The following is a 24,212-nucleotide window of genomic DNA, read 5'->3' on the forward strand; positions in this document are numbered from 1 at the left end:
GGCATAGCGGCAGCGGCCGCCATCATCGGTGCGGCGGCCCTGGCCTGGGTCGGCTGGCCGTTACGCCTCTCTGGTACCGACGGGCTCGGGAGTCATTGCGCGGCCCTCGGGCATCCGGCGCATTCTCTTGTGTCCTGGGATCCCGTGTGGTGGTGGTGCGGGTCCTGGTCAGCGGAGCGGCGAGGCATGCGGCGGCGAGGAGGATGCCGAAGGCGACTGTCAGGGCGGTGGTGTAGCCGTGGACGGATGCCGCGGCCGGTGTGGCGTGGCGTGCTGAAGCCAGGTACGAGGCCGTGGCGCCGGCTGCGATGGTGTTGAGCAGTGCGGTGCCGAGTGCGGCTCCGAGTTGCTGGGAGGCGTGGTAGGCGGCCGACGCGGCTCCGATGTCGTCCCTGTGGATGTGCACGGTGGCCAGGCCGGCCGTCGGGGGAATGACGCAACCGAGGCCGAGCCCGGTGAGTACCAGGGACGGTGCCAGGTAGAGCGGCAGGATGTTCGTACTCTGCGGCGTCAAGCGGGTCAGGATGAGCATTCCGGCGGCCGCGGCGGTAAGGCCAGGCACGATCAGCATTACGGGAGCGACGCGCCCGTGCAGCCTCCCGGCGATGAAGGTGGAGCCGAGCAGAGCGGCCAGGGCGTTGATGATCAGTGTGAGACCCGCCTGGACCGGCGAGTAGCCGAGGGCGGTCTGGGTGTAGTAGCTCATGAACAGGTAAAAGCCGAACATCGCGACGAACATCAGGGTGATCGCGATGAAGGCACCTGCACGGCCGCGGTGGAGGAGCACGCGCATCGGCAACAACGGGCGGGAGGCGCGAACCTCGACGGCGACGAACGCGGCCAGCAGCAGAACGCCGCCGGCCAGCAGCGCCAGCACCTTCGCTGAACCCCAGCCGAGCGGTTCGGCTTCGTTGAAGGCGTACACCACAGCCGCGAAGCCTGCGGCGCTGAGCAGTGCCCCCGCGATGTCGAGCCGTCCGGCGCCTCGGATCGGGCGGTCTGGAGGCACGAATGTCGTGCCGAGCACGGCGCACAGAGCGACCGGGACGTTGATGTACAAGCACCACCGCCAGCTGGCGCACTCGGTCAGCAGTCCCCCTGCGACCAGGCCGAGGGACGACCCGGCAGCACCGACCGCGGCGAACACGCCAAATGCCAGGCCGCGTTCGCGCGGCTCGGTGAACGCCGTCGTTAACAACGACAACCCTGCGGGCGCGAGCCCGGCGGCGAACACACCCTGTAGCGCCCGGGCGCCGAAGAGCATCTCGGGGCCCACGGCGGCCCCGCCCAGCGCGGACGAGGCGGCGAAGCCGACCAGGCCGATGAGGAACGTGCGCCGGTGGCCGAGAGCGCCGCTGACCCTGCCGCCGATCAGCAGTAATCCGCCGAAGGTCAGGGCGTACGCGGTGATCGCCCATTGCCGGCTCACGTCGGACATGCCGAGCGCGTCCTGCGCGGAGGGCAGTGCGATGTTCACGATCGTCCCGTCCAGGACCACGAGGAGCTGGGCCGCGCTCACCGCCAGCAGCGTCCACCACCGTTGCCGAACGGAGGCGGCTCCTCCCGTGGGGTTCTCGATTGCAGGTTCCGCCCCGGGCGGTTCGATGTCTCGGGCATTCATGACTTCAAGTGTTTCGTTGAACTGATCCCGGAGACTTTCCCTCGTGCTGGCCGGTAGTTCAGGGATGGATATGCCGATGGCCCTCAACCCCCGGTTGAACCCAGGGTGCCTCTTGAACTCACCGGAATATTGGCGTGCGCGTGTACGGCGCCCGGCGCGAGTTTTCGGCCGGTGGCCCGGCGCCGGTCGGCGTCTGCGCGGTGTCGCTTCGCTCGTCCGCCCGCGTACGAGCGGCTGAGCCTGCGTCCTCGCGGCACACAACAACCACATCCACAAAACCGAGATGGAGCTCGAAGGTGGACTGACCGCGCTGCCAATGGGACGGGGACGCCACTGCTCTTGGCGGGACCTCGGCCAAGATCGGCGACGGTGGCCTGGCAAGCTGTCCCGCGTGGATGACGCTCTCATCGGTACCCAGGTGCCGCAACGACGACTGACGGAACCGGCGTCAGCAATTCAGGCCCTGGAGCAAGCGGTACCCGGGCCGGCCGCTCTGCGGCGTACGTCTCCCGCCGGTATTGACTGGGAGCAAGCGGAGACGAGCCTTGGTGTGGGGCTGCCCGCGGACTACAAGCTGCTGGGTGACACGTACCCCTCTCTGGTCTTCGGAGACTTCCTGCCGACGGTACGGCCATCCGTCGAAGGAAGGACCAGTTGACTCCGCATTCCCTCGCCTTCTACGTAGACGTGATCACGTACGGAACGGTGCTCGGCGCCAAGCCGACGGACAGCCCCGACCAGGTCACCGAAATACTGGGTCCCGAATTCGTCGAGAACTCCTTTGATGACCACAGCATGTGGCGCGATTACGGAATGGCCGAGTTCTCCTGGATACGGGAATCGCCGGACCATCCTTGGGAGGGGCACCACTTCGCCTTGCAGGTGCATCGGCTCCCGCACTGGGGCGGCAGCATCGTCAGCAAGTCAATCCGCGACCGGTACGGCCGCTTCGACCGCCATCTCCGGTTCGACAAACTGGAGCGGCTGCTGGCACGTCGCGGCGTGCCCCTGGAAGCCGCACCGGACGTGAACGCACCAGTCTTCACTCGGCACTGGCAGCCTTCTTCGCAGGTGTCCGTCATGGCGTTCCGGGCTTACGAAGAATGGCAAATGCGTCGGCGGGGCGGCGGCCGCATCGGTGATGTATATGCCATCCATTCATCGGTGAGCGCCGAGGAAGTGGCACGGGGCAGGATGCGCTACGGCCGCCGGTACGCCTAGGCACGGCAATGCCTCAGGCGGCGGCCAGAGTTCCCTACCTCTGAAGCTCCGCCAGCACGGCGTGGATCGCCGGGCTGCCATGGGCGCTGTGCCGCCATGCCGCGTGTACCTCGCGCTTCGGCGGCTGCCGCAGCGGCCGGACGACGAGGCCTTCATTCAACGGCGGGCGGGCGAGGCGAGGGATCAGCGCGATGACCTCGCTGGAGGCGACCAAGGACAACTGGGTGGAGAAGTCATCGATCAGGTGGCGCACGTCGGGGTCTTCGGGCAGATCCGCCACGAGCCGGCGGAACCACTGGTGGCACACCGTGTCGGGCGGACTCGTCGCCCATGCGTGGCCGGCCAGGTCGTTGCTTGTGAGCGGCGGGTCGAGTCGTGCCAGGGGATGCGATTGATGCATGACGACGTCGCCGACGTCGGTGTGGATGTGGCGCTGGGTCAGCGACGACGACAGGTGGACGGGCAGCCCGTCGGCGTCGTGGAGCAGGGCGAGGTCGGCCGTGCCGGTGTCGACGCTGTGGAGGGCTTGGTCGGGCTCCTGCTCGGCGATGTGCATACGCAGGTCCGGGCAGCGCGTCGACATTCGCTCCATGATGGGCGCGAGCAGCCCGCGGATCCCCGTCGAGAAGGACACCACGCGCAGTGTCCCGCGCGGCGCGCCCTCCGCGACGGATCGGGCCGACTCGGCGCAGCGCTCCAGCGCTTGGAACACGTCGGGCGCCGAGTCGACGATGGCCTGCCCGGCAAGCGTGAGCACGACCCCGCGTCCCGCGGGCGCGAGGAGGGGCACGCCGACCTGTCGTTCCAGCCTCTTGATCTGCTGTGACACGGCCGATGCGGTGAACCCGAGGTCGTCGGCCGCCCGCGCCAGCGTCCCCAGCGCGGCCACCGACCGCAATGCCCGCAGGGCCCCGACATCAATCATGAAGCCAGACTACGCAGTACAGGCAAAAAAGCATCGGTAGACCGGAGGTATTGCCCGGGGCAGGATCGGACCATGACCGACCAACAGCGCACCGCTGACCGGCTTTTCGGCTCCAACCTCGTCGCCATGGCGACCCCGATGCAGCCCGACGGCACGATCAGCGAACCAGGACTCGCCAACCTCGTCGACCACCTGCTGACCAGCTGGTGCGAGGGCATCGTCGTCGGGGGGACCACCGGCGAGTCGCCCACGCTGACCGAGGCCGAGTCGGCCCGGCTCGTCCGCACCGTGGTGGCCCTGACGCAGAACCGGGCGCGGGTGATCGCCGGTGTCGGCACCTACAACACGGCCGAAAGCGTGCAGCGCGCCCGCGAAGCCGAGGCCGCCGGGGCAGACGCCCTGCTGCTCGTCTGCCCCTATTACTCCAGGCCGACGCAGGCCGGCGTGGTGGCCCATTGTGTGGCGGTGGCCGACGCCACCGAACTCCCCGTGATGCTCTACGACGTTCCGGCGCGCACCGGCATCGCCATGGAAGCGGCCACGCTGATCGAACTCTCCGGCCACCCCCGGATCCGGGCCGTGAAGGACGCCAAGGGCGATCTGTTCGAGGCGATGTCCGTCATGGAGCGCACGTCGCTGGCCTACTACTGCGGCATCGACGAACTCAACCTGCCCTACCTCACGTGCGGCGCCACCGGCGTGGTCAGCGTCGTGGGCAACGTCGTTGCCGACCGCAACGCCCAGCTCATCCGAGCGGTCCGCGGCGGCGACCTCGGTTCGGCGAAGGCGATCCAGACGTCGCTGCTCCCCTTGACGGCCGCCATCATGCGCACCTCGCAAGGGGCCATCATGGCCAAGGCTGCGCTGGCCGAGCTCGGGATCATCCCGCACCCGACGGTGCGCGGTCCGCTCCTCGAGCCGCTGCCGCCGCAACTCGAGCAGCTCACGGATGCCCTGGCCACCATCGCCGCGCCTGCGTGATCCGGCCTGTGGCGGCTGCACGGGCAGGGGTCGATGGCAACACGCCGCGGATCCAGGCCGGCCGCACAGTGGCCGGGCCGATGTCGGCCGGGCGGCGAGAAGGGCATCACCGTGCCCGGGTGAGCGGAGCCCGAAAACGCGGTGCGGTCGTAGCTCGTGAACGTTTTCAGGCGGTGAGGACGTTCGTCCCCAGTACGAGCAGGGCGAAGACCTTGACCAGCTCGGTGGCCACGTAGAAGTGGTGGGCGCGGGAGCGCGGGAGGGCCTCGCCGGCGAGCACCCGGTCGGAACGGCGGTTGAGGCCGGGCCGGATCGCCAGGAGCTGTACGGCCAGCAGCAGCGCGGCGACGGCGGTGGGGACGCCGACGGATGCGGGAGGGCCGCCGGTGGCCACGGCCGCGATCGCAGCGATGGCCAGCACGGCCTCGACCCGGTTGAGCGCCCGGAAGACGATGCGGCCGATGCCGAGCCCGATGGGTACGGTCACGCCGGGAGCCCGGAACTTCAAGGGCGCCTCCAGGAAAGAGATCGCCAGGACCATCCCGAGCCAGACGAAGGTGACCGCGGTGGCTACGGCGGCCGAGGTGGCGTTCATGGTGTGCGCTCCCCTTGTGCTCGCGGCCGGCCTACTCGTGGCCGAGCCAGAGGTCCGGGCCGAAGACTTCGTAGTGGAGTGCCCGCATGAACGGCAGCGGGCCGCACAGGTACGCGGTCAGCCCGTCGGGGAGTTCCAGCGCGGACACGTCGACCCGGCCGGCCGACGCATCCGGTGCCCGGTCGCCCGGATCCTCGTATGGGGTGCTCCTGCGGCATGCCGGCGAAGGCCGCGATGGAGCCCGCAAGTGCCTTCTGCTGCTCTCCGTTGGCTTGGTTGCCGCGGTTGAACAGGTCCCGCAGCAGCTCGGAACGGTCGTCGAAGAGCTTGGCGTAGAACAGCTCGGTGATCTCACCGAGGGCGGCGCCGACGACGGGGAGGGTGGCGCCGATGACGGGGGCGGACTGCTCGGAGAGCACAACGACTCCTGAAACTGGCTAATGATCTTCGCATTTAGGGGGGCGAGTCCACACCCTCGGCAGCAGGGCGTGGGTCACGGGGATCGGCGGCCCACCAGCCCGACCAGGACCGGGCCGGTGGGGGACGCCACCAGGTCGCCCACGGTCAATGGATCAAGCGTGGCGTAGAAGGCCTCCTGCGCCTCGCGCAGCGCCCGGCGGAGCCGGCATGCCGCGCGCAGCGGGCAGGGCGGATCGCCGTCGCAGGCGACGACCTCATCCTCGCCCTCCAATTCCCTCACCAGCCAGCCGACCGAAGCCTGCCGGCCGAGCCCGGTCAGCTCGAGCCCGCCGCCGCGACCCCTGCGGGCCTCCAGTACGCCCAGGTGCTGGAGCCGGGTGATCGCCTTCGCCATGTGGGCATGGGGCACGCCCATGGCCTCCGCCACCTCGCGAGTGGTCGAGGGCCCGGCCTGCTCGGCGACCGCCAGGCGCATTACGGCACGCAGTGCCAGGTCGGTGAACTTCGTCAACCGCATGCCGCGAGGCTAACAAATACGCATGTTAGATTCGTGTTTTAGTGGGTCCCGAACCGGTGTGGAGTGCGTCACCGACTTGAGCGTCTTCCAGCGCGATGCGAACGTTGGCCGAGGCCGGCGCGGAACCGGTCCGGAGACAGCAGCAGGCACGCATCAGACGGTGGCAATCCATGACCGACGCACACACCGACCCCCTCGATCCGGGCGGCGCACAGGTTCCGCGGATCCTGTGCGACACCACCTCGCTCGCCGCCGCCGCATCCGCACCGGCCGGCGCGCTGTGGCGGCTGACCGAGCCCGGACGGCAGCTCGATGCCAACCTCGTCCGTATCCCTCCCGAGGGCCGCATCGACACCCACACCGAGCGCGACCTCGACGTTCTCCTGCTCGTCGTCACCGGGAACGGCACCCTCGGCACGGCGCGGAACCCGCAGCCACTCGCCCCCGGCAGCCTGGTCTGGCTCCCGCACGGCGCCGCCCGCAGCCTCACCGCGGGCAAGGACGGCATGTCCTATCTGACCGTCCACCGCCGCCGCCCGGGCATGCAGATCCACCCCCGGCCCCACACCTGAGCAACGGCGGCGGCAGCGCCGCGAAGAGTGGAACGTCCTCGAGGTCCTACCGGCCGGTCAGGCGCGGCAGCGGAGCATTTCCAGCGGCGGGTTCGCGAGGAGGTCCGCCCAGAAGTCCTCGCCGAAGTCACGGATGCCGGCTTCGGACACCTGCAGCGGAACCCACTCCACCGCACTGAACCCGGCGGCCTGCAGGCACTTCTCGTAGACCTCGCGGCGCGGGGCCGTGCTGATGATCGTGATCGGCTGCGGGTCGAGGAGCGCCGTGACCCGCCCCCGCGGGCCCGTCTCGATCTCCTCGCCGGTCGCCTCGCAGAGGAAGCCGTACTTGTGCAGGGACGGATTGTCGAACCCGTAGTCGGGCTTCTGGGCGAGCACGAAGAACTCACCGCCCGGCACCAGGCTCCGGTGGATGTTGCGGCACATCCGCTCCATCCCCGCGATGTCCTCGGCGTAGTTGAGGCACTGCACTCCCAGCGCGATGTCGAAGCGCCGGTCGAGAGGCCGCAGCTCGGCCACGTCACCGACCTCGTAGCGCACACCCAGCGGGTCACGCTGGTCGATCTCCCGCGCGGCGGCGATCATCTCGACGGAGATGTCGACACCGAGGACATCCGTGGCGCCGCGCCGCTTGAACTCCCTGCTGTAGAAACCGGTGCCGCACGCCAGGTCGAGAACCGACTTGCCGCTCACGTCCCCGACCATGCCCAGGAAGCTCGGCACCTCTCCGTAACGCGTCAGCGGCAGAGCCTTGAACCCCTCGAATGCCTCGCCGATCCCGTCGTACTGCTGCACGCTCACGTGCTGCCCCCATCTGTGCTTGATCCTGTACATGACCACGCCGAACGTGCGAATCCAGAGGCCGGCCCGGTGATCGTGGTCGTCGCACAGAGTTTCCTCCGTACCCGTCCGGCCGCCGTACTGGCAGATGGCACAAAGAAGTTGGCCGGGAACCCTCGTATCACCCAACACCACCTCGGGCGCCATTCGTCCCGGGCGTCATTCGTCACCGGCCGTTCCTAGACTCGGCCCATGGAGACCACTGACACCGCCGCGCTCGCCCGCGACCTCGCCCCCACCGGAGTGCTGCGCGCAAGCATCAATCTCGGCAACCCCGTCCTCGCCCAGGGCACCCCGGACGCGCCCCAGGGGGTCACCGCCGACCTCGCCCGTGAGATTGCCCGGCGCCTCGGCCTGCCCGTGGAGTTTGTCTGCTTCGACGCGGCCCGCAAGTCCTACGAGGCAATGGCCGCCGGCCGCGCCGACCTGTGTTTCCTCGCCGTCGAACCGGCCCGGGAGGCGGAGATCGCGTTCACCGCCCCCTACGTGCACATCGAAGGGATGTACGCCGTCCCGGCCGGGTCCCTGCTGCGGACGCCGGCGGACGTGGACAGCGCCGACATCCGTATCGGGGTGAAGCAGGGCTCCGCCTACGACCTGTACCTGACGCGCACCCTGCGCCACGCCACCGTGGTCCGGGGTCCGGAGGGGGTGGACGTCTTCCACGCCGAGAAGCTGGAGGCCGCGGCGGGAATCCGGCAGCCACTCACCGCACACCTCGCCGAACGGCCCGAACTGCGCCTGATCGAGCCCGCGTTCATGACCATCCGACAGGCCGTCGGGACAACGAAGACGCGGCGTCCGGAGACGGTGCGCTTCTTGAGCGAGACGGTGGCTCATCTGACGGCGTCCGGGTTCGTCGCCCAGGCGCTGCGCCGGTCCGGACAGAATCCGGCGCTGGCCGCACCCACGGGGCGATGACCCCGGAGGGCAGGGGCGGCGGCCCCCATTGCCCGGCGGCCGGCCGTTCCGCCTGCCGACGGCAGGTCCACCCGGCGGTGCGATCGCCTCAGGGGTAGAATTTTCAGGGGTAAGGGACGTGCGGGCGGCGCAAGAGCCGCGGCAGCACGATCCTGTGGGGAGTGTGAGGGGACGGGATGGCGGAGCGCAAGGTGACGGGGGATCGGGATGCCGTCGCGATGGTCGTCGAGGAATGGGCACGGGAGCGACCCGAGCTGGACACCGCTCCGCTGGAGGTCCTGGCCCGGCTGCACCGCTCCTACCTGCGCTACAACACCCGGCTCACTGCCTCCATCGAACGCCACGGCCTCTCGGTGGCCGGCTTCGATGTGCTGACCGCGCTGCGCCGGTCCGGGGCCCCGTACCGCCTGACAGCGGGCCGGCTCGCCGACTCGGGGCTGGTGTCGTCCGCCGGGGTCACGCTGCGGATCGACCGGCTGGAGAAGGACGGGCTGATCGTGCGGGAGCGGGACGCCGAGGACCGGCGCGTCGTGTACTCGCGGCTTACCGACGAGGGGCTCGCCAAGGTGGACGAGGTGTTCGCCGAGCACCTCGACAACGAGCGCCGGATGCTCGGCGGAATGTCCCCGGCCGAGTGCCGCCAGCTCGCACGGCTGCTGCGCAAGCTGGAGCACTCGATCCTCGCGTCGGACGAGGAGCCCGCGGGCTGAGCTACGAGCGGAGCCCGGCCGAGGCCGGAGGCTCAGCTCACCCGGCCGGGGCGACGGGCGCGGCCTGCCGCTCGGCCTGCGTCCGGTACAGGCGCCGCAGCCGCACCACGCCCAGGTCGTGCTGGTAGAGGTTCTCGCGCTGGTCGGCGTCGGCGGGCATGGCTTCGAGCATGACGCGGTCCTGTTCGAGGACCGCCCAGTGCCGCTTCTCGATGAGCGTCTTGTAGAGGAAGCGCCAGGTGTCGCGCTGCCAGCCCTGTACGCGGCGGTAGCGCCAGAAGAAGACGCCGCTGCGCGCCGCGTCCACCGGGCAGACCATGCCGACGATGCCGAAGGCGCCGCCGGGGCCCGCGGAGGGCGGGTACGGGATGGAGAGGTCCACCCAGTCGACGCCGGTGCGGCACAGCTCGACCCAGTCGAAGTTGACGCCCCGCTGGTCGGTCTTCTCGAAGAAGTAGCCCCGGTCGGTCTCGCGGATGCGGAACTTCGCCGTGATGTCCCCGTCGTACATGGTGTGGGACTCGTGGTGCAGGAACGCGCCGTGCATGGGGTCGAGGAGGTTCTCCATGGCGTACCGCCACGGGACGTCCCACTCGGCGTAGCACAGGATCGGCTCGACCTCGGGGTCGTCGAGGGGCTCGGGGAGCGTCAGATCGACCGGTTCGGGGTGCCGCTCGTCGCCGAAGTAGGCGAGGATCGCGCCGGCGACCTCGCGGACGGGGAGCGAAGTGACGAGCTTCTTGCCTTCGAGATTGCAGCCGGGCAGGCCGGGCACGGACGAGACGGTGCCGTCGGGCTCGACCTCGACGCCGTGGTACCAGCAGGCGACCCGGTCGCCGAGGTGCTTGCCCAGTGACAGCGGGGCACCGCGGTGGGGGCAGCGGTCGGCGAGCATCGACAGGGCCCCGTCGGAGCGGCGGAACAGCAGCCACTGTTCGCCGAGCGCCGTCACCTTGCGCATCGCGCCGGGCGCGACGAAGTGGGAGGGGACGACGGGATGCCACTGGTTGCGCAGCCCGGTGGCATAGATGTGGTCGGCGGTTGCGGTGGTGGAGAGGGGCATGGTCAGGCTCCCAGGCGGTGCATCTCGGCGCGGAAGGACTCCTCGGTCCAGGGGGCGCCGTCGGGGGCGTGGACCTGGCGGGCGTTCAGTCCGGCGATGACGTCGGCGAGTTCGTGGCCGTCCTTGCTGAAGATCTCCTCCAGGGTGGCGGCCAGCTTGTACTCGTAGGGGGTGGGTTCGTGCGTACGGGACTGGTGGGCGTCCAGGTACGGCCAGGGGGCGGTGGTCATCGGGCCTCCAGCGGTGGAGTCGGTGGGTAGCTTCACAGGTCGAGGACGAGGCGGCCGGAGGCGCAGCGCGAGACGCAGATCATCATGGTCGCGTTCGCGGTGTGCTCGGCCTCGCTGAGCAGGAAGTCGCGGTGGTCGGGGGTGCCGGCCAGCACCCGGGTCTCGCAGGAGCCGCAGATGCCGTCCCGGCAGGAGCTGGTGGCGGGGATGCCCGCGTCCTCCACGGCCTGGAGGATCGAGGTGTCCGGGCCGACGGTGAGCGTGCGGCCGGAGGCGCGGCATTCGACCTCGAACGCCGCGTCCTCGCCGGTGCGTTCCGTCACGGGCGCCGCGAAGCGCTCCACTCGCAGGCGCTCGGCCGGGCACTTCCGCTCGATCGCGACCAGCAGGGGCTCGGGACCACAGCAGTAGACGAGGGTTTCGGCGGGCAGGCCGGCGAGGGCGGCGTCCAGGTCGAGGTGGCCGTGCTCGTCCTGGGGGACCAGGGTCACCTCGCCGTCCAGCGCGGCCAGTTCGTCGGTGAAGGCCATCGAGGCGCGGTTCCGTCCGCCGTAGACCATCCGCCAGTCGGCGCCGCGCCGGGCGGCCTCGCGGGCCATGGCCAGCAACGGGGTGATGCCGATGCCGCCGGCCACGAACACGTACCCGGGGGCGTCCTCCAGGGCGAAGTGGTTGCGGGGCGTGGAGACCGTGACGGTCTGGCCGGGACGCAGCTGGGTGTGCACATGGCGCGAACCGCCGCGGGAGGCCGGTTCGTTGAGGACACCGATGCGGTACGTTGCCGCCGACTCGGGGTCGCCGCACAGGCTGTACTGGCGGACCCGGCCGCCGACCTCGACGTCGATGTGGGCGCCGGGGGCCCAGAGGGGCAGGGGCTTGCCGTCGGGGTGGGTCAGTTCGACGGACAGGACGCCGTCGGCCTCCCAGGTCATCCGGCGCACGGTCAGGCGCAGAGACGTCTCGCTCATCTCGACTGGCTCCTCACTGGCCCGGGATCTTCACGGGCGGGGTGAACGGGTTCTTCATGGGCCCCAGCGCCGTCAGGTCGACCTCGACGAGGACCGGTCCGTCCGACGCGACGGCCTCGTCCAGCACCGGCCCGGCGTGCGCTTCGGCGGCGATCCGCAGATACGGCAGCCCGCAGGCGGCGGCGAGCCGCTCGAAGTCGGGGGTGGCGAGGTCGACGCCGGAGCGGCGCTCGCGGTAGGTGTCCTGCATGTTGCGCAGCACGCCGTAGCCGCCGTCGTTGAAGACGATCAGGGTGAGCCGGGGCCGTTCCTGGGCGAGGGTGAGCAGTTCGCCGAGATGGACGGCGAGGCCGCCGTCGCCGGCGATGACGACCGCGGGCGCCTCCGGACGGGCGAGTGCGGCTCCGATGCCCATGCCAAGACCCTGCCCGATACCGCCGCCGCGGGGGAAGACGTTGTCCCGCGGGTCGTAGATCTCCAGCAGCCGGTTGCCCCAGCTGCTGGACGGGACGGTGACATCGCGGGCGACGACGGCCTCGCGGGGCAGTGCGGCGCGGAGCGCGTCGCAGATCGCCGCCTGGGGGCCGATGGCGTCGTGCAGGGTGCCCCGCACCTGCTCGCGGACCGCGGTGATCCGGTCCGTCCAAGCCGGGTCGGCCGGTGCCGCGTGGGGCAGCAGCGCCGCGAGGACATCGCCCGCATTGCCGTGCAGCGGGTGCCGCGCCGGGTACACCCGGCCCAGCGCGGTGGCGTCGAGGTCGATCTGGATGTGGGCGGCGGGGAGGCCGAGCCCGTAGTCGGCGGTCTCGTTCGACCGGAAGTGGGTGCCGATGGTCAGCAGCACATCGGCGTCGGCGAGCAGCGCGCGGGCGGGCGGTGTGGTGGCGAAGTTGCCGATGACCTGGGGGTGGTCCTCGGGCACCGCGCCCCGCCCGGAGTTCGAGGTGAGCAGTCCCGCGCCGGTCGCGGCCAGCAGGTCCGCGAGTGCGGTGCGGGCGCCGGTCGCACCGCCGCCCGCCCAGATCAGGGGCCGTCGCGCCGAGGCCAGCAGGGCGCCGGCCGCGTCCAGCTCGTCCTGCGGGGGGAGTGGCAGGACGGACGGGGCGGCCTCCCAGGGCGCATCCGTCTGGGCCGCGTACTGAAGATCGATCGGCCACTCGACGCTCGCGGGCCCGCCGGGTGCGGTGCGTGCGGCGTCCGCCGCCTCCCGCAGGACCCGGCCCGCGGCGTCGGCGGACGGCACGGTGGCGGCGTACTTGGAGACCGCCGTCAGCATGCCCAGCTGGTCCTTGGTCTCGTGGATGAAGCCACGGCCGCTGCCCAGGTACCGGCTCTCCACCTGCCCGGTGACGTGCAGGACGGAGGTGCCCGCGCTGAGCGCTTCGATCAGTGATCCGGCGGCGTTGCCCGCGCCGGTACCGGTGGAGGTGAGGGCGCAGCCGATGCCGCCGCGGGCGCGCCCGTAGGCGTCGGCGGCGTTCACGGCGGATGCCTCGTGGCGTACGGGGACGAAGCGCAGCTCCCGGTCGACGGCCTCGACCAGCGGCAGATTGTGCACGCTGACGATGCCGAAGACGGTGTCGATGCCGAGTTCCCGCAGGACGGCGACGAGGAGATCGCCTCCGTTGTCGTAACGCATGGTGAGGTCTCCTCAGAGGATGGAACGGCCGACGCCGCCGCAGACGTCGATGCTGGTGCCGGTGATGTACGAGGCGCGGGGCGAGAGCAGTGTGACGATCGCGTAGGCGACCTCCTCGGCCCGGCCGAGCCTGCCGAGCGCGATGCCGCGGTCGCCGGCGAGGCGTGCCTGCCAGTCCTCGTAGGTCAGGTCCGTGTCCGCCGCGGCGTGGCGGCGGGTCCACTGGCCGGTGTCGATCAGGCCCAGGCATACGGAGTTGACGCGGATGCCGTCGGTGGCAAGTTCGGCGGACAGGGACTTGGAGAGGTTGAGGATGCCCGCGCGGGCGGCGCTCGTCGTGATCAGGCGGGTCTCGGGCTGTTTGGCGAGGACGGCGTTGACGTTGACGACGCTCGGTGCGGGGGACGCCTTCAGGTGCGGGCGGGCCGCGTGCAGGGGGTTGAGGACGCCGCTGAACTTCAGCTCCAGCTCGTCGCGCCAGTCGTCGGCGGTGGTCTCGTCCAGGCCCTTCATGCGGGACTGGCCCGCGTTGTTGACGAGTCCGTCGATCCCGCCGAACGTGCCGGCGGCCAGCTCGGTGAACTCGCGTACGGCGTCCGGGTCCCGTACGTCGCAGGCGCCCGTCAGCAGCCGGTCGCTGTCGAGGGCGGCGGCCGCCCTCGCGAGCCGGTCGGCGTCACGTCCGCAGGTGGCGACGTTCGCGCCTTCGTCGAGGAGGGCGCGGACCGTGGCCAGGCCGACGCCCGAGCTGCCGCCGGTGACCACGAAGGTGCGGTCGGCGAGGCCCAGATCCATATCGTTGTCTCCTGTTGCTCGGTGGAGGGTGGGATGGGGTCGGTGCGCGCGGTCAGTGCGCGTGGTCAGTGCATGGTGAAGCCGCCGTTGACGGCGATCACCTGTCCGGTCAGATAGCGGGACTCCTCGCCGAGCAGGAAGGCGACGGTGCCGGTGAGGTCGTCGGGCCGCTGGGGGCGGGAGATCGCCCGGTTCAGGCGGTAGAGGTCGTGCCGTTCGGCGGGCACGGTCTCGGTGGCCTCGCACTCGGTCAGGCCGGGGGCGACCGCGTTGACGGTGATGCCCTTGTCGCCGAGTTCACGGGCCATGGCCCGGGTCAGCGCGATCACGGCGCCCTTGGAGGCGATGTAGTGGGCCAGCCGAGGGGAGCCGTACAGGGCCGCGTCGGAGGCGAGGTTGACGATGCGGCCGGGGCCGCCGTGGGCGAGGAGCTGCGGCAGCAGGGCCTTGGACACCAGCCAGGGGCTGCGGGCGTTGACGGTCATCAGCCGGTCCCACGCCTCGACGTCGATGTCCCAGAACTCCTTGCCGCCCACGCCGTTGGCGAGCGCCGCGTTGTTTACCAGGCCGTAGAGCGGACCCAACTCAGCAATAGTGTGGGCGAGTTGGCCAACGGAGGCCGGGTCCGCGACGTCGCAGCGCGCGAAGTGGGCGTCGATGCCCTCCGCGCGCAGCTGCGCTTCGGCCGCCCGGCCCCGCTGCTCCGCCAGCTCGGCGAGGACGACCCGGAAGCCGTCCGCGCCGGCCCGGCGGGCCATGGCCAGTCCCAGGCCACGGCCCGCCCCGGTGACGACGACGGTGCGCCGCTCAGCCACGGGTGACACCGTGCATCGGCGAGTACTCGGGGTACGACGGCACCTGCGGCTTCCGCGTGCCGATGATGACGCAGAACAGTGCGTCGGCGTCGCCCTCGTTCTTCAGGGAGCGGGTCACCCCGGCAGGCACGACGATCATGTCGCGGTAGCCGAGGGTGCGGTACTCCACCTCGTCCGGGCCGCGGTGGATGCCCACGCGGACCTGGCCCTCCAGCACGAAGAAGGCCTCCTCCACGTCGTGGTGGGTGTGCGCCGGGCCCTCGGCGCCGGGCGGCAGCAGCATGTTGGAGAAGGTGAAGCCGCCCGACGGGATGATGCGGCTGTCGCCCTCGTGGTTGCCGGTGGCGCCGGAGCCGACGTAGCGGATCTGGCCGCGGCGGTACTGCGGGCCGGCCTTCTCCTGGAAGGAGAGGGTGTCGAAGTCGGCGACGCGGGACTCCTGCGTGGCGATCAGGGAGTCGGTGTACCGGGCGAGGTCGTCGCCGTTGTCGTACGCGGTGGTGGTCAGGGGCATGGTGAACTCCTAAGCAGGGATACGGGCGGTGATGCGGAGGTGGGAGAGCACCCAGGCGTTGAAGCGCTCGGGCTGCTCCTGGTTGGCCAGGTGACCGGCGTCCTTGACGATCACGTAGGCGGTCTTGTGGACGGCACCGGCGATGGCCTGGGAGGCGTCGGTGCCGGTGACGCGGTCCTGGTCGCCGCAGAGGACGAGCGTGGGGGCGGTGATCCGGGGCAGCTCGCCGCGCAGGTCGGCGGCGGCCATCGACTCGGCGGCGTATCCGTAGCCGGGCAGGCGGATCGCGTCCGCCATGGTGTCGGTCACGCGCCGTACGAGGTCGGCGGGCGCCCGCTCGGACACCAGGCGGGGGGCGCGCCGTTCGGCGAACGCCCGGGGCCCTGCCTCGGCCAGCTCGGTGGCCCGCGCCCGCATGGCGGCGGCCTTCGCCGGGTCCGTACCGGATCCCGGGCTGGAGTCGGCCACGATGAGGGACGCGACGAGTTCCGGGTGGCGGACGGCGAGCCGCAGCGCGATCACTCCGCCCCAGGACACGCCCAGCACGTGGGCGTTCCCGCCGCGTGAGCGGATCAGTCCGGCCGCCGTGTCGGCGTAGTCGTCGAGGGCCAACGGCGCTTCGGGGTCGGCCGACTCGCCGTATCCGGGGGCGTCCCAGGCGACGACGCGGGCGTACGGTCCGAGTTCGGCGAGCTGCGGTGCGAACGCGGCCGACGAGGACCCGATGCCGTGCAGGCACAGCAGCAGCGGTCCCTGGTGGCCGGCCTCCTCGGTGTGCACGGCGGCGGTCACAGGATCTGTCCCGTCCGGCCGGCCAGGGCGGCGAGGCTGCGCAGCACGGCGTACGGCACGACCTGGCTGGTCGCCGGGTTGCCGGGGTCGGGTAGATGCGCGACCTCGAAGCGGTACGTCCCGTGGGGCCCGGACGCCTCGATGACGTGCCGGGTGTGGTGCGCTTCGGGGTCGGCGACGACGCGCACGCGGACGGTGTCGAGGTCGCCGGCGGCCAGGGCGACCGAGGCGGCGACGTTCGTCGACTTGGGGAACTTCACCGGGACGTCGCGTGCGGTGCCCGACATGACCTCGACGGGCCCGGTCGCGGACCGCATCCGGCCGAGCAACTCCTCGTCCATCCAAGGCTGTTCGAGGGTCGCCGGCAGTTTCGTCGTCGTCAGGCGCACCTCGTCCAGCGGGCCCATCGCCCGTACGGCCTGGAGCAGGTCCAGCCCGCCGACCGCGCCACCGGTGAAGTACACCCTGCCGGGCCCCGCGGCGCGCAGCCGCTTGGCCAGCTCGTCGTCGGTCAGGGCCCCGGTCGAGGCCACGAGCAGATCGGTGCCGGCGGCGAGGACGCGCTCGCCCCATTCCTGGACGACTCCCTGGCCCGCCGCCTCCACGATCAGATCACAGCGCGCGATGGCGTCCTCGAAGGTGACCTGCGGCGCGGGTGCCGCGTCGCCGAGCGGGCGGTTGTCGACGAGGCACGTCAACTCGGCCCCGGGGACGTCGTGTTGTGCGAGGGCGGTGCCGACGACGCGCCCGATGGCGCCCCATCCGACGAGGCCGACCTTCAGCGTGCGGTTCCTGGGCGTGCGGTTCATGCCTGCGCTCCTTCCGGCGAACCGGCCATGCGGCGGCGGATCTCCTGCGACGGCGGGCCCGCCGTGCCCCACAGGTCGGAGAGTTCGGGGGTGCGGCGCCACACCTTGGCGATCCAGCGGTCCTCCACGACCTGCGCCACCTCGGAGGTGTATTCGCAGACCAGGCCGGCCGGGTCGGTGAAGTAGGAGAAGGTGTTGTTGCCGGGGCCGTGCCGGCCCGGGCCCCACTTCGGCGCGATCCCGTGGTGCCGCAGCCGGCCCAGGCCGCGCATGAAGTGGTCGACCGAACTCATCTCGTACGCCACGTGGTTGAGGGACACCCACTCGGCCTGGTTGAACGCGATGCAGTGGTGGTCGGCGTTGCAGCGCAGGAACGCCATCTGGTGTTCGGACCAGTCGGAGACCCGCAGTCCGAGCACGTCGCAGTAGAAGGCGACGGCGGCGTCGATGTCGGGGGTGTTGAGGACGGTGTGCGTGACGCCGACGGGGACGGCCGCGTCCCGTCCGCGCGGCGCGCCTGCCCAGGTTTCCGCGGACAGTTCGATGAGCCGTCCTTCGTGGTCGTGGAAGCGCAGGCCGTAGCCGCCGCCGACCTGGTCGAGGGGGCCGGGTCCGGCCACGGGCGTGATGCCGCGGGCGAGCAGCCGGCGGGCCGCCTCGTCCACCTCGGCGGGGGTGGCGATCGCGAAGCAGAGCCGGCCGAGGCCGACGCGGTGGGAGCGCGTGAGCTGGAGCGCGTGGTGCTCCTCGCCGGTGCCGCGCAGCCATACGGCGTCCTGTTCGGACTCGACGACCGTGAGTCCCCACGCCTCGGCGTAGAAGTCGGCGGCTTCGCCGAAGGTGGGCGTGAGCAGCTCGACGGAGCGCAGCGCGCGCAGTCGGGCAACGGGGGGTTGGGGCATGACCGTCTCCGGGAGCAGGGGGAGGGGGAGGGGGTGGGACCCGCGAGGGCGGGCGGGGGCGCGGGGCCTATCCGGCCCACGGCAGGGGCGCGTCGGAGGTGCCCCAGTACAGGGACTTCTGCCGCTGATAGGCGCGGATCGCGTCGCGGCCCTTCTCGGTGCCCAGGCCGCTGTCCTTCATTCCGCTGAAGGGGGTGGCGATGCTGAACTGCTTGTAGGTGTTGATCCAGACCGTGCCCGCGTCGATGCGGCGCGCCAGCCGCCACGCCGCCCGGTGGTCGCGGGTCCAGATGCCGCACGCCAGGCCGTACACCGAATCGTTGGCCTGGTGCACCAGGTCGTCCTCGTCGTCGTAGGGCAGGGCGATCAGCACGGGACCGAAGATCTCCTCCTGGCACACCCGGGCGGTGTTGGGGAGCCGGTCGATGACCGTGGGCAGGTAGTAGGCGCCGTCCTCGTACGCGTCGCCCTCGGGCGCGCCGCCGCCGCACAGGATCCGGCCGCCCTCCTCGCGGGCGAGGTCCACATACGCGGCGACGGCATCCCGGTGCCGGTGGTGGACGAGCGGGCCGACCTGGGTGCCGGGGTCGGTACCGGGACCGACGCGCAACTTGCGTACTCGTTCCACGAGTTCACCGACGAACCGGTCATAGATACCGCGTGCGACGAACAGCCGCGACCCGGCGATGCAGGACTGCCCGCTGGAGGAGAAGATCCCGAACATCACGCCCGCCAGGGCCTGTTCGATGTCCGCGTCCGCCCGCACGATGGTGGGTGACTTGCCGCCCAGTTCGAGCGAGGCGGGGATCAGCTTGGCCGCGGCGGCCGCGGCGACGGTCCGGCCGGTGGCCGTCCCGCCGGTGAAGCCGATCCGGCCGACCAGGGGGTGGGCGGCGATCGCCTCGCCGATCACCCGGCCGCTGCCCGGCAGCACCGACAACAGCGCGGTCGGCAGGCCCAGTTCGTCCAGCGCGCGGGTGATCAGCCGTCCGAGGACGAGGGAAACCAGCGGCGTCCAGGCGGCGGGCTTGAGGAGAACGGCGTTCCCGGCCGCGAGCGCGGGGGCGAGCTTCTGCGCGTCGCTGGCGACGGGGGAGTTCCACGGGTTGATGGCCGCGACGACGCCGATCGGCTCGTACACGCTCATGGTGACGTAGGCGCCGCGTGACGGGGTGAGCGCATCCTCGGCCGTCTCCAGCGAGGCCGCGGTGTAGCGGAAGGTCGCGGCGGCGCTCAGCGCGAGGGCCTTCGTCTCGGTGCGGGTCTTGCCGGTGTCGGCGGTCTGGACGGCGGACAGCTCGTCCGCGGCGTCCTCGATCAGCTCGGCGACGCGGTACAGCAGCCGGGCGCGCCGATGGGGCACAAGGTCGCGCCAGGCCGGGTCGGCGGCGGCCCGCGCGCCGGCCCGGGCCGCTTCGTCCACCTCTTCCACCGAGGCCGCCCGGAGGGTGGCGAGAACCTGGCCGGTGGCCGGGTCCGCGGTCTCGAACGGGGCACCCGCGCCGGGGCGCCACTGCCCTCCGATCAGGATGTCGGTGGAGAATCGAGGCACGACGGACCTCCCGGACCGGTCAGCGGATGAGTGTGACTCCGAGCGCTCGCCGCGCTGAGCGGCTGCGACCCCGAGTGGTAGATATCTAAGGGCTTAACTATCTCGGGGGCAAGACCTGCGGCGCGGAAAATTATCTTTGCCATTAACTATTGACCGCTTAGCTAACGCCTTCCTACTGTCTCCGCAACTTCTCTGTTCGCGGAAGGAATCTTCATGACGACTGTGGCCGGACGGCCCGCCGCGGGATCAGCAGGATCAATCGCCGCAAGGCTCGAACGACTGCCGCACTCCCGCTGGCACGTCAAGGTCCGCTTCCTGATCGGCACCGTCACCTTTTTCGAGGCGTTCGATCAGCTGCTGGCCGCCTCCGCACTCCCCGTCCTCGTACGGGACTGGCACCTCACGACGGGGCAGGCCACCTTCGCGGTGACCGCCGCCTCGATCGGAATGCTCCTGGGCGCCCTGGGTGCCGGATCGCTGGGCGACCGGATCGGCCGGGTGCGCACCGTCGCCCTCGGGGTCGCCGTCACCGGGCTCGCCAGCCTTGGTGTCGCCCTCGCGAACGGCATCGAGATGTTCGCGCTCTTCCGGTTCCTCCAGGGCCTGGGCATCGGCGGCGTCGTCCCCGTCGCCGCCACCTACATCAACGAGATCGCGCGCTCGGACCGCCGCGGCCGTTTCGTGCTGCTCTACGAGATGATCTTTCCCGCCGGTCTGGCGGCCGCGAGCCTGATCGCCGTGTGGGTGGTACCCCATCTCGGCTGGCGGGCGATGTTCGTGGCCGGCGCGCTGCCCGTACTGATCGCCGCCGCCCTCCCACGGCACGTCGCCGAGTCGCCGCGCTGGCTGCTGGCGCGCGGGCGGACGGAGGAGGCCGAGCGGGTCCTCGCGGGGATCGAGGCGGAGGTGGCGCGTTCCACCGCCGCCCCGCTGCCGGAGCCGGCCGCCACCACCGCGGTCCCGGACAGCTCCCAGGGGCGCCTGCGGGAACTGTTCCGCGGACGCTATCTGCGCCGCACCGCGGTCGTCTCCGGCCTCTGGTTCGTCGCGTACTACGTCAACCACGGCATCTCCACCTGGCTGCCGTCCCTCTACACCAAGAACTTCGGCCTGGACCTGACCACCGCGCTGGTCTACACGCTGCTCAGCAACATCACCGGCCTGCTCGGCACGCTGGCGGTCGCGCTCGTGATCGACCGGGTCGGCCGGCGTCCCGCCATGGTGGTCGCGTTCGGCGGCACGGCCCTGGCCGTGGGCACCCTCGCGCTGGCCGGAGCCGCCTCCGGCGGCCAGGTCGCGGTATTCGCGTCCTGTACGACCTTCTTCGTCTACGCGATCAACGCCGGGCTCTACCTCTATTCCCCCGAGCTGTACCCGACGCGCAACCGCGCCAAGGGCGCGGCCTTCGGCGGACTGTGGAACCGGGCGGGCGTCATCCTCGGCCCCATCGTCGTCGGCGCGATCCTGTCGGCGGGCGGCAGCCTGACGCTGGTCTTCACCCAGCTGGCGTGCGTGGCGGCGGTGGGCGCGGTCATCGCGCTGTTCGCCGTCGAAACGAAGGGCCGCACACTGGAGGAACTCAACTCCTGACCCGCTCCTCGCCACCGGCGCCGCCCGCCCCGGGCTCAGCCGTGGGGCGGGTTGTCGGAGGTCACTTCTCGGCGGCCGGGACGAGGCCCGGGGCGAACCTGTAGGAGAGGGATTCCCTCAGCGGCCTGCGCTTGGTGTTGTGGAACGCCGCGATCCTCCACTTCCCGTCGCCCCGGCGCACCAAGGTGTACGTCTGGAGGCTGATCGACCGCCTCGAGCGCGCCGGGTACGCGCGCCGCGCCGCGGACCCCACGGACCGCAGACGCGTGATCGTCGAGCCGGAACCACCCGGGCCAGGGGCAACCGCTGACCACAGAAGCGGCGGGGCGGCTCAAGTTCAGGGAGCGGCCTGACCGGATACCTACGACGCGCCGACGATCCGGTGCCGAAGATGGTCGTAGGCCCAGGCGGCGAGGGTGGTCGGGGTGGTGGTCCGGACGGTGCGGCGCTGTTCGGGCACGAAGTTCTCGCGCAGGCCGGTCGACATGCCGAGCACGGCCTCGACCAGCCCGTCGGTCATCCCGGCCTGGTGGAGCCGGGTGCGCATGGCGTCGTCCGTGATCCGTTCGACGCCGATCTGCCGGCCGGTGGCGGCGGTGAGGATGTCGGCGACCCCTCGCCAGGTGAGGTCGGCGGGTCCGTGAACCGCTTGTACGCAGCGTCCGGACCAGGAACGGGAGAGCAGACGGGTGGCGGCGACCTCGGCGATGTCACGGGGCGCCACCCAGGCCATGGGCTGGTCGAGCGGAAGGATCACCTGGAGGGTGCCGGCTCGCAGGGCGTCGAGCTGCAGTTCGAGATTGGTGAAGAAGTAGCCGCAGCGGAGGTGGGTGACGTCCACGCCCAGGCCATCCAAGGCGGTTTCGGTATGCGCCAGGCCGTCGATCTCGCCGGCGCCGTGACGTTTCTCGGCGCCGACGCTGCTTTGGAAGACGACGCGGCCGATCCGGTTGTCGGCGACGGCGCGGACCACGCTGCCGGTGGCGCGGGCGTAGTCGGCGAGCGGGTCCTCGCTGCCGGTGGTCGGGTCCACCCAGAACAATGCGTCCACGTCTTCGGTGGCGGCCGCCACGGCGTCGGCATCGTACTGGTCGACCCGCACGGCATCCACCTCGTCCTGCATCTCGGGGGCCAGCCGGGCGGGCTCGCGCAGCAATACGCGCGGCCGGACCCCGGCGCGGACCAGCGTGGCAACCACGTGGCGGCCGACGTTGCCGGTCGGGGTGGTCACAGCGATCTGCATATTTCCTCTCCTTCCCGCATTCCCTGTGCAGGCTAGGAGCAAAGGAGGCCGGAGCCTGTCCGCCTCTCCCGGAGACTGAGGGGGGGACCTCGACCCGACGGGGGCGAGCGGAAAGGCACCGGGACCGGTGATCCTCAGGGACAGCGGTCCGGTCGCGGGGGTCAGGCGCCAGGCGGGCGCAGCCCGGCCACCGCCCATTTCGCCCGCGTGGACAGTCGGCTGAGGGCCTTCGCCGACTCCTTGCCGATCGTGTCCAGCAGGAGCCTGCCGTGCGCCATCGTCGCCTGCGCGAGTTCGGCGTCACCCGCCTCGACGGCGGCGAGCGTCAGCTCCAAATGCTGCTCCGTGATCAGTCGGCCGAGCCCCCGGCGGTGCCACTGCGGAGCCGTTCCGTCCGGTGTGGTGCCATCGGCGCCGACCGCCGCCCGTGCCCGCTCCAGTGCCCGCCCCGCTGCCAGGAGGTCGCCCTTGCGGCGCTCCAGGCGGGCGAGGACGTACGCATGCGACGCCCGGTCCCATGCCGTGTCCTGAAGTGAGAGGAGGTTGAACTGGGCGCGGGCCGCCTGAGCGTAGTCGCCGATGCGCTCCAGCGCGCGGCTCAGCTCCCGGAGCCGTCCCGCGTCCGGGCCCGTGTCGTCCAGCATGCGGATGAGCCCGACCCGGGCGTGCTCGACGCGGCCCTGCCGGTGGGCCAGCTCGATCCAGGTGAACTCGCTCTCCGCAGCCCCGTCCCGCCCGTGCCGCTTCGCCTCCTCGGCGCGGGCCCACGCCACGGCCCCGGCACTGTCGGTGACCTGCCCGGAGGTGGCCGACCGCAGCAGCGGAACGTCCCCTTCCTGCCCGTGCAACGCCACCAGCACCGCGGCCAGCCGCCGCTCCTCGAACCACTCGGTCCGCGCGGCACTCTCGTGCTCCAGCAGGAATCGCAGCAGCTCCAGGTCGCCGTCACGGCGGTCGTACCATGCCGCCCGCAGCACCCCCGCACGCAACACCGGATCCGCTGCCGCCTCGTCCCACGCGCCGAGGTCGCCGGAGCGCATCCGCCGCAGCGCCTCCCGTCCCGGGGCGAGGACGACGTCGCGCAGCGGCTGCCGGTAGGACTCGTCCAGCCGATAGGCACAAAGCTCGTGGGAGTTGAGCAGGACATGGTCCGGCTCGGTGCGCCCGGCGGCCGACTCCGCCATGGCGAAGAGCTCGGTCAGCGGCCGGTCCGGCAGGTCCAGACCGCTGATCAACGCCGCGCGCTGCGCGTCCAGTTCGGGGGCGAACTCCTCCCGAGCCGCGTCGTCCGCCGCACGCACCGCGGCCCGCAGGGCCTCCTCGTCGAGCTCGGCGGAGACGTTCTCGCACCAGCCGGGCAGCCGGACGAGCATCTCGAGCGCCTCGCCAACACTGTCGGCGAGCAGCACGGCGTCCCCCTCGGACGACGCGTGGAGCACGGCCGTTCCCCCGCACAGGAAGTACGTGCCGCCGGTGTCGTCGCCGGCGATCGGCTCCAGAGTCGCGCCGGACGCCAGGTGCACCTCCTCGACGTGGTACGCCCGGCTGACATCGAAGTCGAACGGGAACGCCGCCAGTTCGGCCAGTTCAGGGCGGGTGCGCAAGAGTTCCAGAACGCGGTCGGTCATACGGTCGAACCCTAACGGGTCTCCGGCAGGAACAACCGCCGTCGGTGGCACTCCTGAGTGACCCACCATGTTCGCCGTCGACGGCATCGAGGACGTCATTGCCCGACTGCGCACCCACGGCGCCGAACTCGTCGGCGAGCTGGAGCGGTACGAGGACAGCTAACGGCTCTGTTACGTCCGCGGCCCCGAGGGCATCATCGCCGGACTGGCCGAGCCGCTCGCCTGAAGCCCGCCGAAGGGACCGTCCACCCAAAGAATCATGCGGGCGGCCGCGCCGGTGACCTGCGCCGGCCGGACCGGAGACCGCGTCCACACCCGCGAGCTCCCCCACCCCACCGCGACCCCCGGC

Annotated in this window: 24 protein-coding genes and 2 pseudogenes; 7 read left to right on the plus strand and 19 right to left on the minus strand. The window is 71.3% G+C overall.

Annotation, left to right across the window (positions count from 1 at the left end):
• Window positions 1-22: 22 nt before the first annotated feature.
• Entirely contained in the window at window positions 23-1,621 is a 1,599-nt protein-coding gene (locus ACIRPT_RS23595; protein WP_403830161.1) for an MFS transporter, read from the minus strand.
• A gap of 654 nt (window positions 1,622-2,275) precedes the next feature.
• Here ACIRPT_RS23595 and ACIRPT_RS23600 point away from each other — a divergent pair.
• Entirely contained in the window at window positions 2,276-2,842 is a 567-nt protein-coding gene (locus tag ACIRPT_RS23600) for a hypothetical protein (RefSeq protein WP_403830164.1), read from the plus strand.
• Window positions 2,843-2,876: 34 nt separating this feature from the next.
• Here ACIRPT_RS23600 and ACIRPT_RS23605 read toward each other — a convergent pair whose 3' ends face one another.
• Window positions 2,877-3,767 carry a LysR family transcriptional regulator gene (locus ACIRPT_RS23605; RefSeq protein ID WP_403830167.1) on the minus strand — a complete coding sequence of 297 codons (891 nt, stop codon included), beginning with the start codon at window positions 3,765-3,767 and terminating at the stop codon, window positions 2,877-2,879.
• A 72-nt stretch (window positions 3,768-3,839) separates the two neighbouring features.
• Here ACIRPT_RS23605 and dapA point away from each other — a divergent pair, with 72 nt between their 5' ends.
• Complete coding sequence (dapA, locus tag ACIRPT_RS23610; RefSeq protein ID WP_403830169.1) at window positions 3,840-4,748, plus strand: 4-hydroxy-tetrahydrodipicolinate synthase; 909 nt, start codon at window positions 3,840-3,842, stop codon at window positions 4,746-4,748.
• A 166-nt stretch (window positions 4,749-4,914) separates the two neighbouring features.
• Here the strand turns inward: dapA and ACIRPT_RS23615 are convergent, their stop codons facing one another.
• From ACIRPT_RS23615 to ACIRPT_RS23625, 3 genes and pseudogenes are all read right to left on the minus strand, one after another.
• Window positions 4,915-5,343, minus strand: coding sequence for a hypothetical protein (locus ACIRPT_RS23615; protein ID WP_403830171.1), 429 nt, complete (start codon window positions 5,341-5,343; stop codon window positions 4,915-4,917).
• 200 nt (window positions 5,344-5,543) lie between these two features.
• Window positions 5,544-5,762 (minus strand): annotated as a pseudogene (locus tag ACIRPT_RS23620) (hemin transporter); the annotation flags it as partial.
• Between the two features lie 74 nt (window positions 5,763-5,836).
• On the minus strand, window positions 5,837-6,280 hold the full coding sequence (locus ACIRPT_RS23625; RefSeq protein WP_403830173.1) for an RrF2 family transcriptional regulator: 444 nt from the start codon (window positions 6,278-6,280) through the stop codon (window positions 5,837-5,839).
• Between the two features lie 170 nt (window positions 6,281-6,450).
• Between ACIRPT_RS23625 and ACIRPT_RS23630 the strand changes: the two genes are divergently transcribed.
• Window positions 6,451-6,852 carry a cupin domain-containing protein gene (locus tag ACIRPT_RS23630; protein WP_403830176.1) on the plus strand — a complete coding sequence of 134 codons (402 nt, stop codon included), beginning with the start codon at window positions 6,451-6,453 and terminating at the stop codon, window positions 6,850-6,852.
• Between the two features lie 57 nt (window positions 6,853-6,909).
• Here ACIRPT_RS23630 and ACIRPT_RS23635 read toward each other — a convergent pair whose 3' ends face one another.
• The gene (locus ACIRPT_RS23635) at window positions 6,910-7,653 is read right to left on the minus strand and encodes a class I SAM-dependent methyltransferase (RefSeq protein ID WP_403830178.1); all 744 of its coding nucleotides are present in this window, start codon (window positions 7,651-7,653) and stop codon (window positions 6,910-6,912) included.
• Window positions 7,654-7,884: 231 nt separating this feature from the next.
• On the opposite strand from ACIRPT_RS23635, the gene ACIRPT_RS23640 reads away from it, so the two are divergent.
• Window positions 7,885-8,613 carry a transporter substrate-binding domain-containing protein gene (locus ACIRPT_RS23640; protein ID WP_403830180.1) on the plus strand — a complete coding sequence of 243 codons (729 nt, stop codon included), beginning with the start codon at window positions 7,885-7,887 and terminating at the stop codon, window positions 8,611-8,613.
• 176 nt (window positions 8,614-8,789) lie between these two features.
• A complete protein-coding gene (locus ACIRPT_RS23645) occupies window positions 8,790-9,323 on the plus strand; it encodes a MarR family winged helix-turn-helix transcriptional regulator (protein ID WP_403830183.1) in 534 nt (177 codons plus the stop codon).
• Window positions 9,324-9,360: 37 nt separating this feature from the next.
• Here ACIRPT_RS23645 and ACIRPT_RS23650 read toward each other — a convergent pair whose 3' ends face one another.
• From ACIRPT_RS23650 to ACIRPT_RS23700, 11 genes are all read right to left on the minus strand, one after another.
• The gene (locus tag ACIRPT_RS23650) at window positions 9,361-10,386 is read right to left on the minus strand and encodes a Rieske 2Fe-2S domain-containing protein (protein WP_403830186.1); all 1,026 of its coding nucleotides are present in this window, start codon (window positions 10,384-10,386) and stop codon (window positions 9,361-9,363) included.
• A gap of 2 nt (window positions 10,387-10,388) precedes the next feature.
• Complete coding sequence (locus tag ACIRPT_RS23655; protein WP_403508827.1) at window positions 10,389-10,616, minus strand: recombinase-like helix-turn-helix domain-containing protein; 228 nt, start codon at window positions 10,614-10,616, stop codon at window positions 10,389-10,391.
• Window positions 10,617-10,648: 32 nt separating this feature from the next.
• Window positions 10,649-11,584, minus strand: a complete 936-nt coding sequence (locus ACIRPT_RS23660; protein ID WP_403830188.1) for a PDR/VanB family oxidoreductase — start codon at window positions 11,582-11,584, stop codon at window positions 10,649-10,651.
• Between the two features lie 13 nt (window positions 11,585-11,597).
• On the minus strand, window positions 11,598-13,223 hold the full coding sequence (locus ACIRPT_RS23665) for a thiamine pyrophosphate-binding protein (protein WP_403830190.1): 1,626 nt from the start codon (window positions 13,221-13,223) through the stop codon (window positions 11,598-11,600).
• A 12-nt stretch (window positions 13,224-13,235) separates the two neighbouring features.
• Window positions 13,236-14,018 carry an SDR family oxidoreductase gene (locus ACIRPT_RS23670; protein WP_403508821.1) on the minus strand — a complete coding sequence of 261 codons (783 nt, stop codon included), beginning with the start codon at window positions 14,016-14,018 and terminating at the stop codon, window positions 13,236-13,238.
• A 65-nt stretch (window positions 14,019-14,083) separates the two neighbouring features.
• Window positions 14,084-14,833 (minus strand): SDR family oxidoreductase, encoded by a 750-nt coding sequence (locus ACIRPT_RS23675; RefSeq protein ID WP_403830192.1) that lies wholly within the window; start codon window positions 14,831-14,833, stop codon window positions 14,084-14,086.
• Complete coding sequence (locus ACIRPT_RS23680; protein ID WP_403830194.1) at window positions 14,826-15,347, minus strand: cupin domain-containing protein; 522 nt, start codon at window positions 15,345-15,347, stop codon at window positions 14,826-14,828. Before ACIRPT_RS23680 ends, ACIRPT_RS23675 begins: the two co-directional genes overlap by 8 nt.
• 9 nt (window positions 15,348-15,356) lie before the next feature.
• Complete coding sequence (locus ACIRPT_RS23685; protein ID WP_403830196.1) at window positions 15,357-16,139, minus strand: alpha/beta fold hydrolase; 783 nt, start codon at window positions 16,137-16,139, stop codon at window positions 15,357-15,359.
• The gene (locus tag ACIRPT_RS23690) at window positions 16,136-16,948 is read right to left on the minus strand and encodes an aspartate dehydrogenase domain-containing protein (RefSeq protein WP_403830198.1); all 813 of its coding nucleotides are present in this window, start codon (window positions 16,946-16,948) and stop codon (window positions 16,136-16,138) included. Before ACIRPT_RS23690 ends, ACIRPT_RS23685 begins: the two co-directional genes overlap by 4 nt.
• On the minus strand, window positions 16,945-17,850 hold the full coding sequence (locus ACIRPT_RS23695) for a VOC family protein (protein WP_403830200.1): 906 nt from the start codon (window positions 17,848-17,850) through the stop codon (window positions 16,945-16,947). Before ACIRPT_RS23695 ends, ACIRPT_RS23690 begins: the two co-directional genes overlap by 4 nt.
• A 67-nt stretch (window positions 17,851-17,917) precedes the next feature.
• The gene (locus ACIRPT_RS23700) at window positions 17,918-19,402 is read right to left on the minus strand and encodes an aldehyde dehydrogenase family protein (protein ID WP_403830203.1); all 1,485 of its coding nucleotides are present in this window, start codon (window positions 19,400-19,402) and stop codon (window positions 17,918-17,920) included.
• 213 nt (window positions 19,403-19,615) lie between these two features.
• On the opposite strand from ACIRPT_RS23700, the gene ACIRPT_RS23705 reads away from it, so the two are divergent.
• On the plus strand, window positions 19,616-20,992 hold the full coding sequence (locus ACIRPT_RS23705) for an MFS transporter (RefSeq protein WP_403830206.1): 1,377 nt from the start codon (window positions 19,616-19,618) through the stop codon (window positions 20,990-20,992).
• A 361-nt stretch (window positions 20,993-21,353) separates the two neighbouring features.
• On the opposite strand, the gene ACIRPT_RS23710 is transcribed toward ACIRPT_RS23705, so the two are convergent.
• Together ACIRPT_RS23710 and ACIRPT_RS23715 are read right to left on the minus strand one after the other, a co-directional pair.
• Window positions 21,354-22,235, minus strand: a complete 882-nt coding sequence (locus ACIRPT_RS23710) for an NAD(P)H-binding protein (protein ID WP_403830209.1) — start codon at window positions 22,233-22,235, stop codon at window positions 21,354-21,356.
• A gap of 161 nt (window positions 22,236-22,396) precedes the next feature.
• Window positions 22,397-23,863, minus strand: coding sequence for a hypothetical protein (locus tag ACIRPT_RS23715; RefSeq protein ID WP_403830211.1), 1,467 nt, complete (start codon window positions 23,861-23,863; stop codon window positions 22,397-22,399).
• Window positions 23,864-23,930: 67 nt separating this feature from the next.
• On the opposite strand from ACIRPT_RS23715, the pseudogene ACIRPT_RS23720 reads away from it, so the two are divergent.
• Window positions 23,931-24,023 (plus strand): annotated as a pseudogene (locus ACIRPT_RS23720) (VOC family protein); the annotation flags it as partial.
• Window positions 24,024-24,212 lie beyond the last annotated feature (189 nt).

The organism is Streptomyces sp. NPDC101227, assembly GCF_044767545.1.
In the GTDB taxonomy this organism is placed as follows: Bacteria; Actinomycetota; Actinomycetes; order Streptomycetales; family Streptomycetaceae; genus Streptomyces.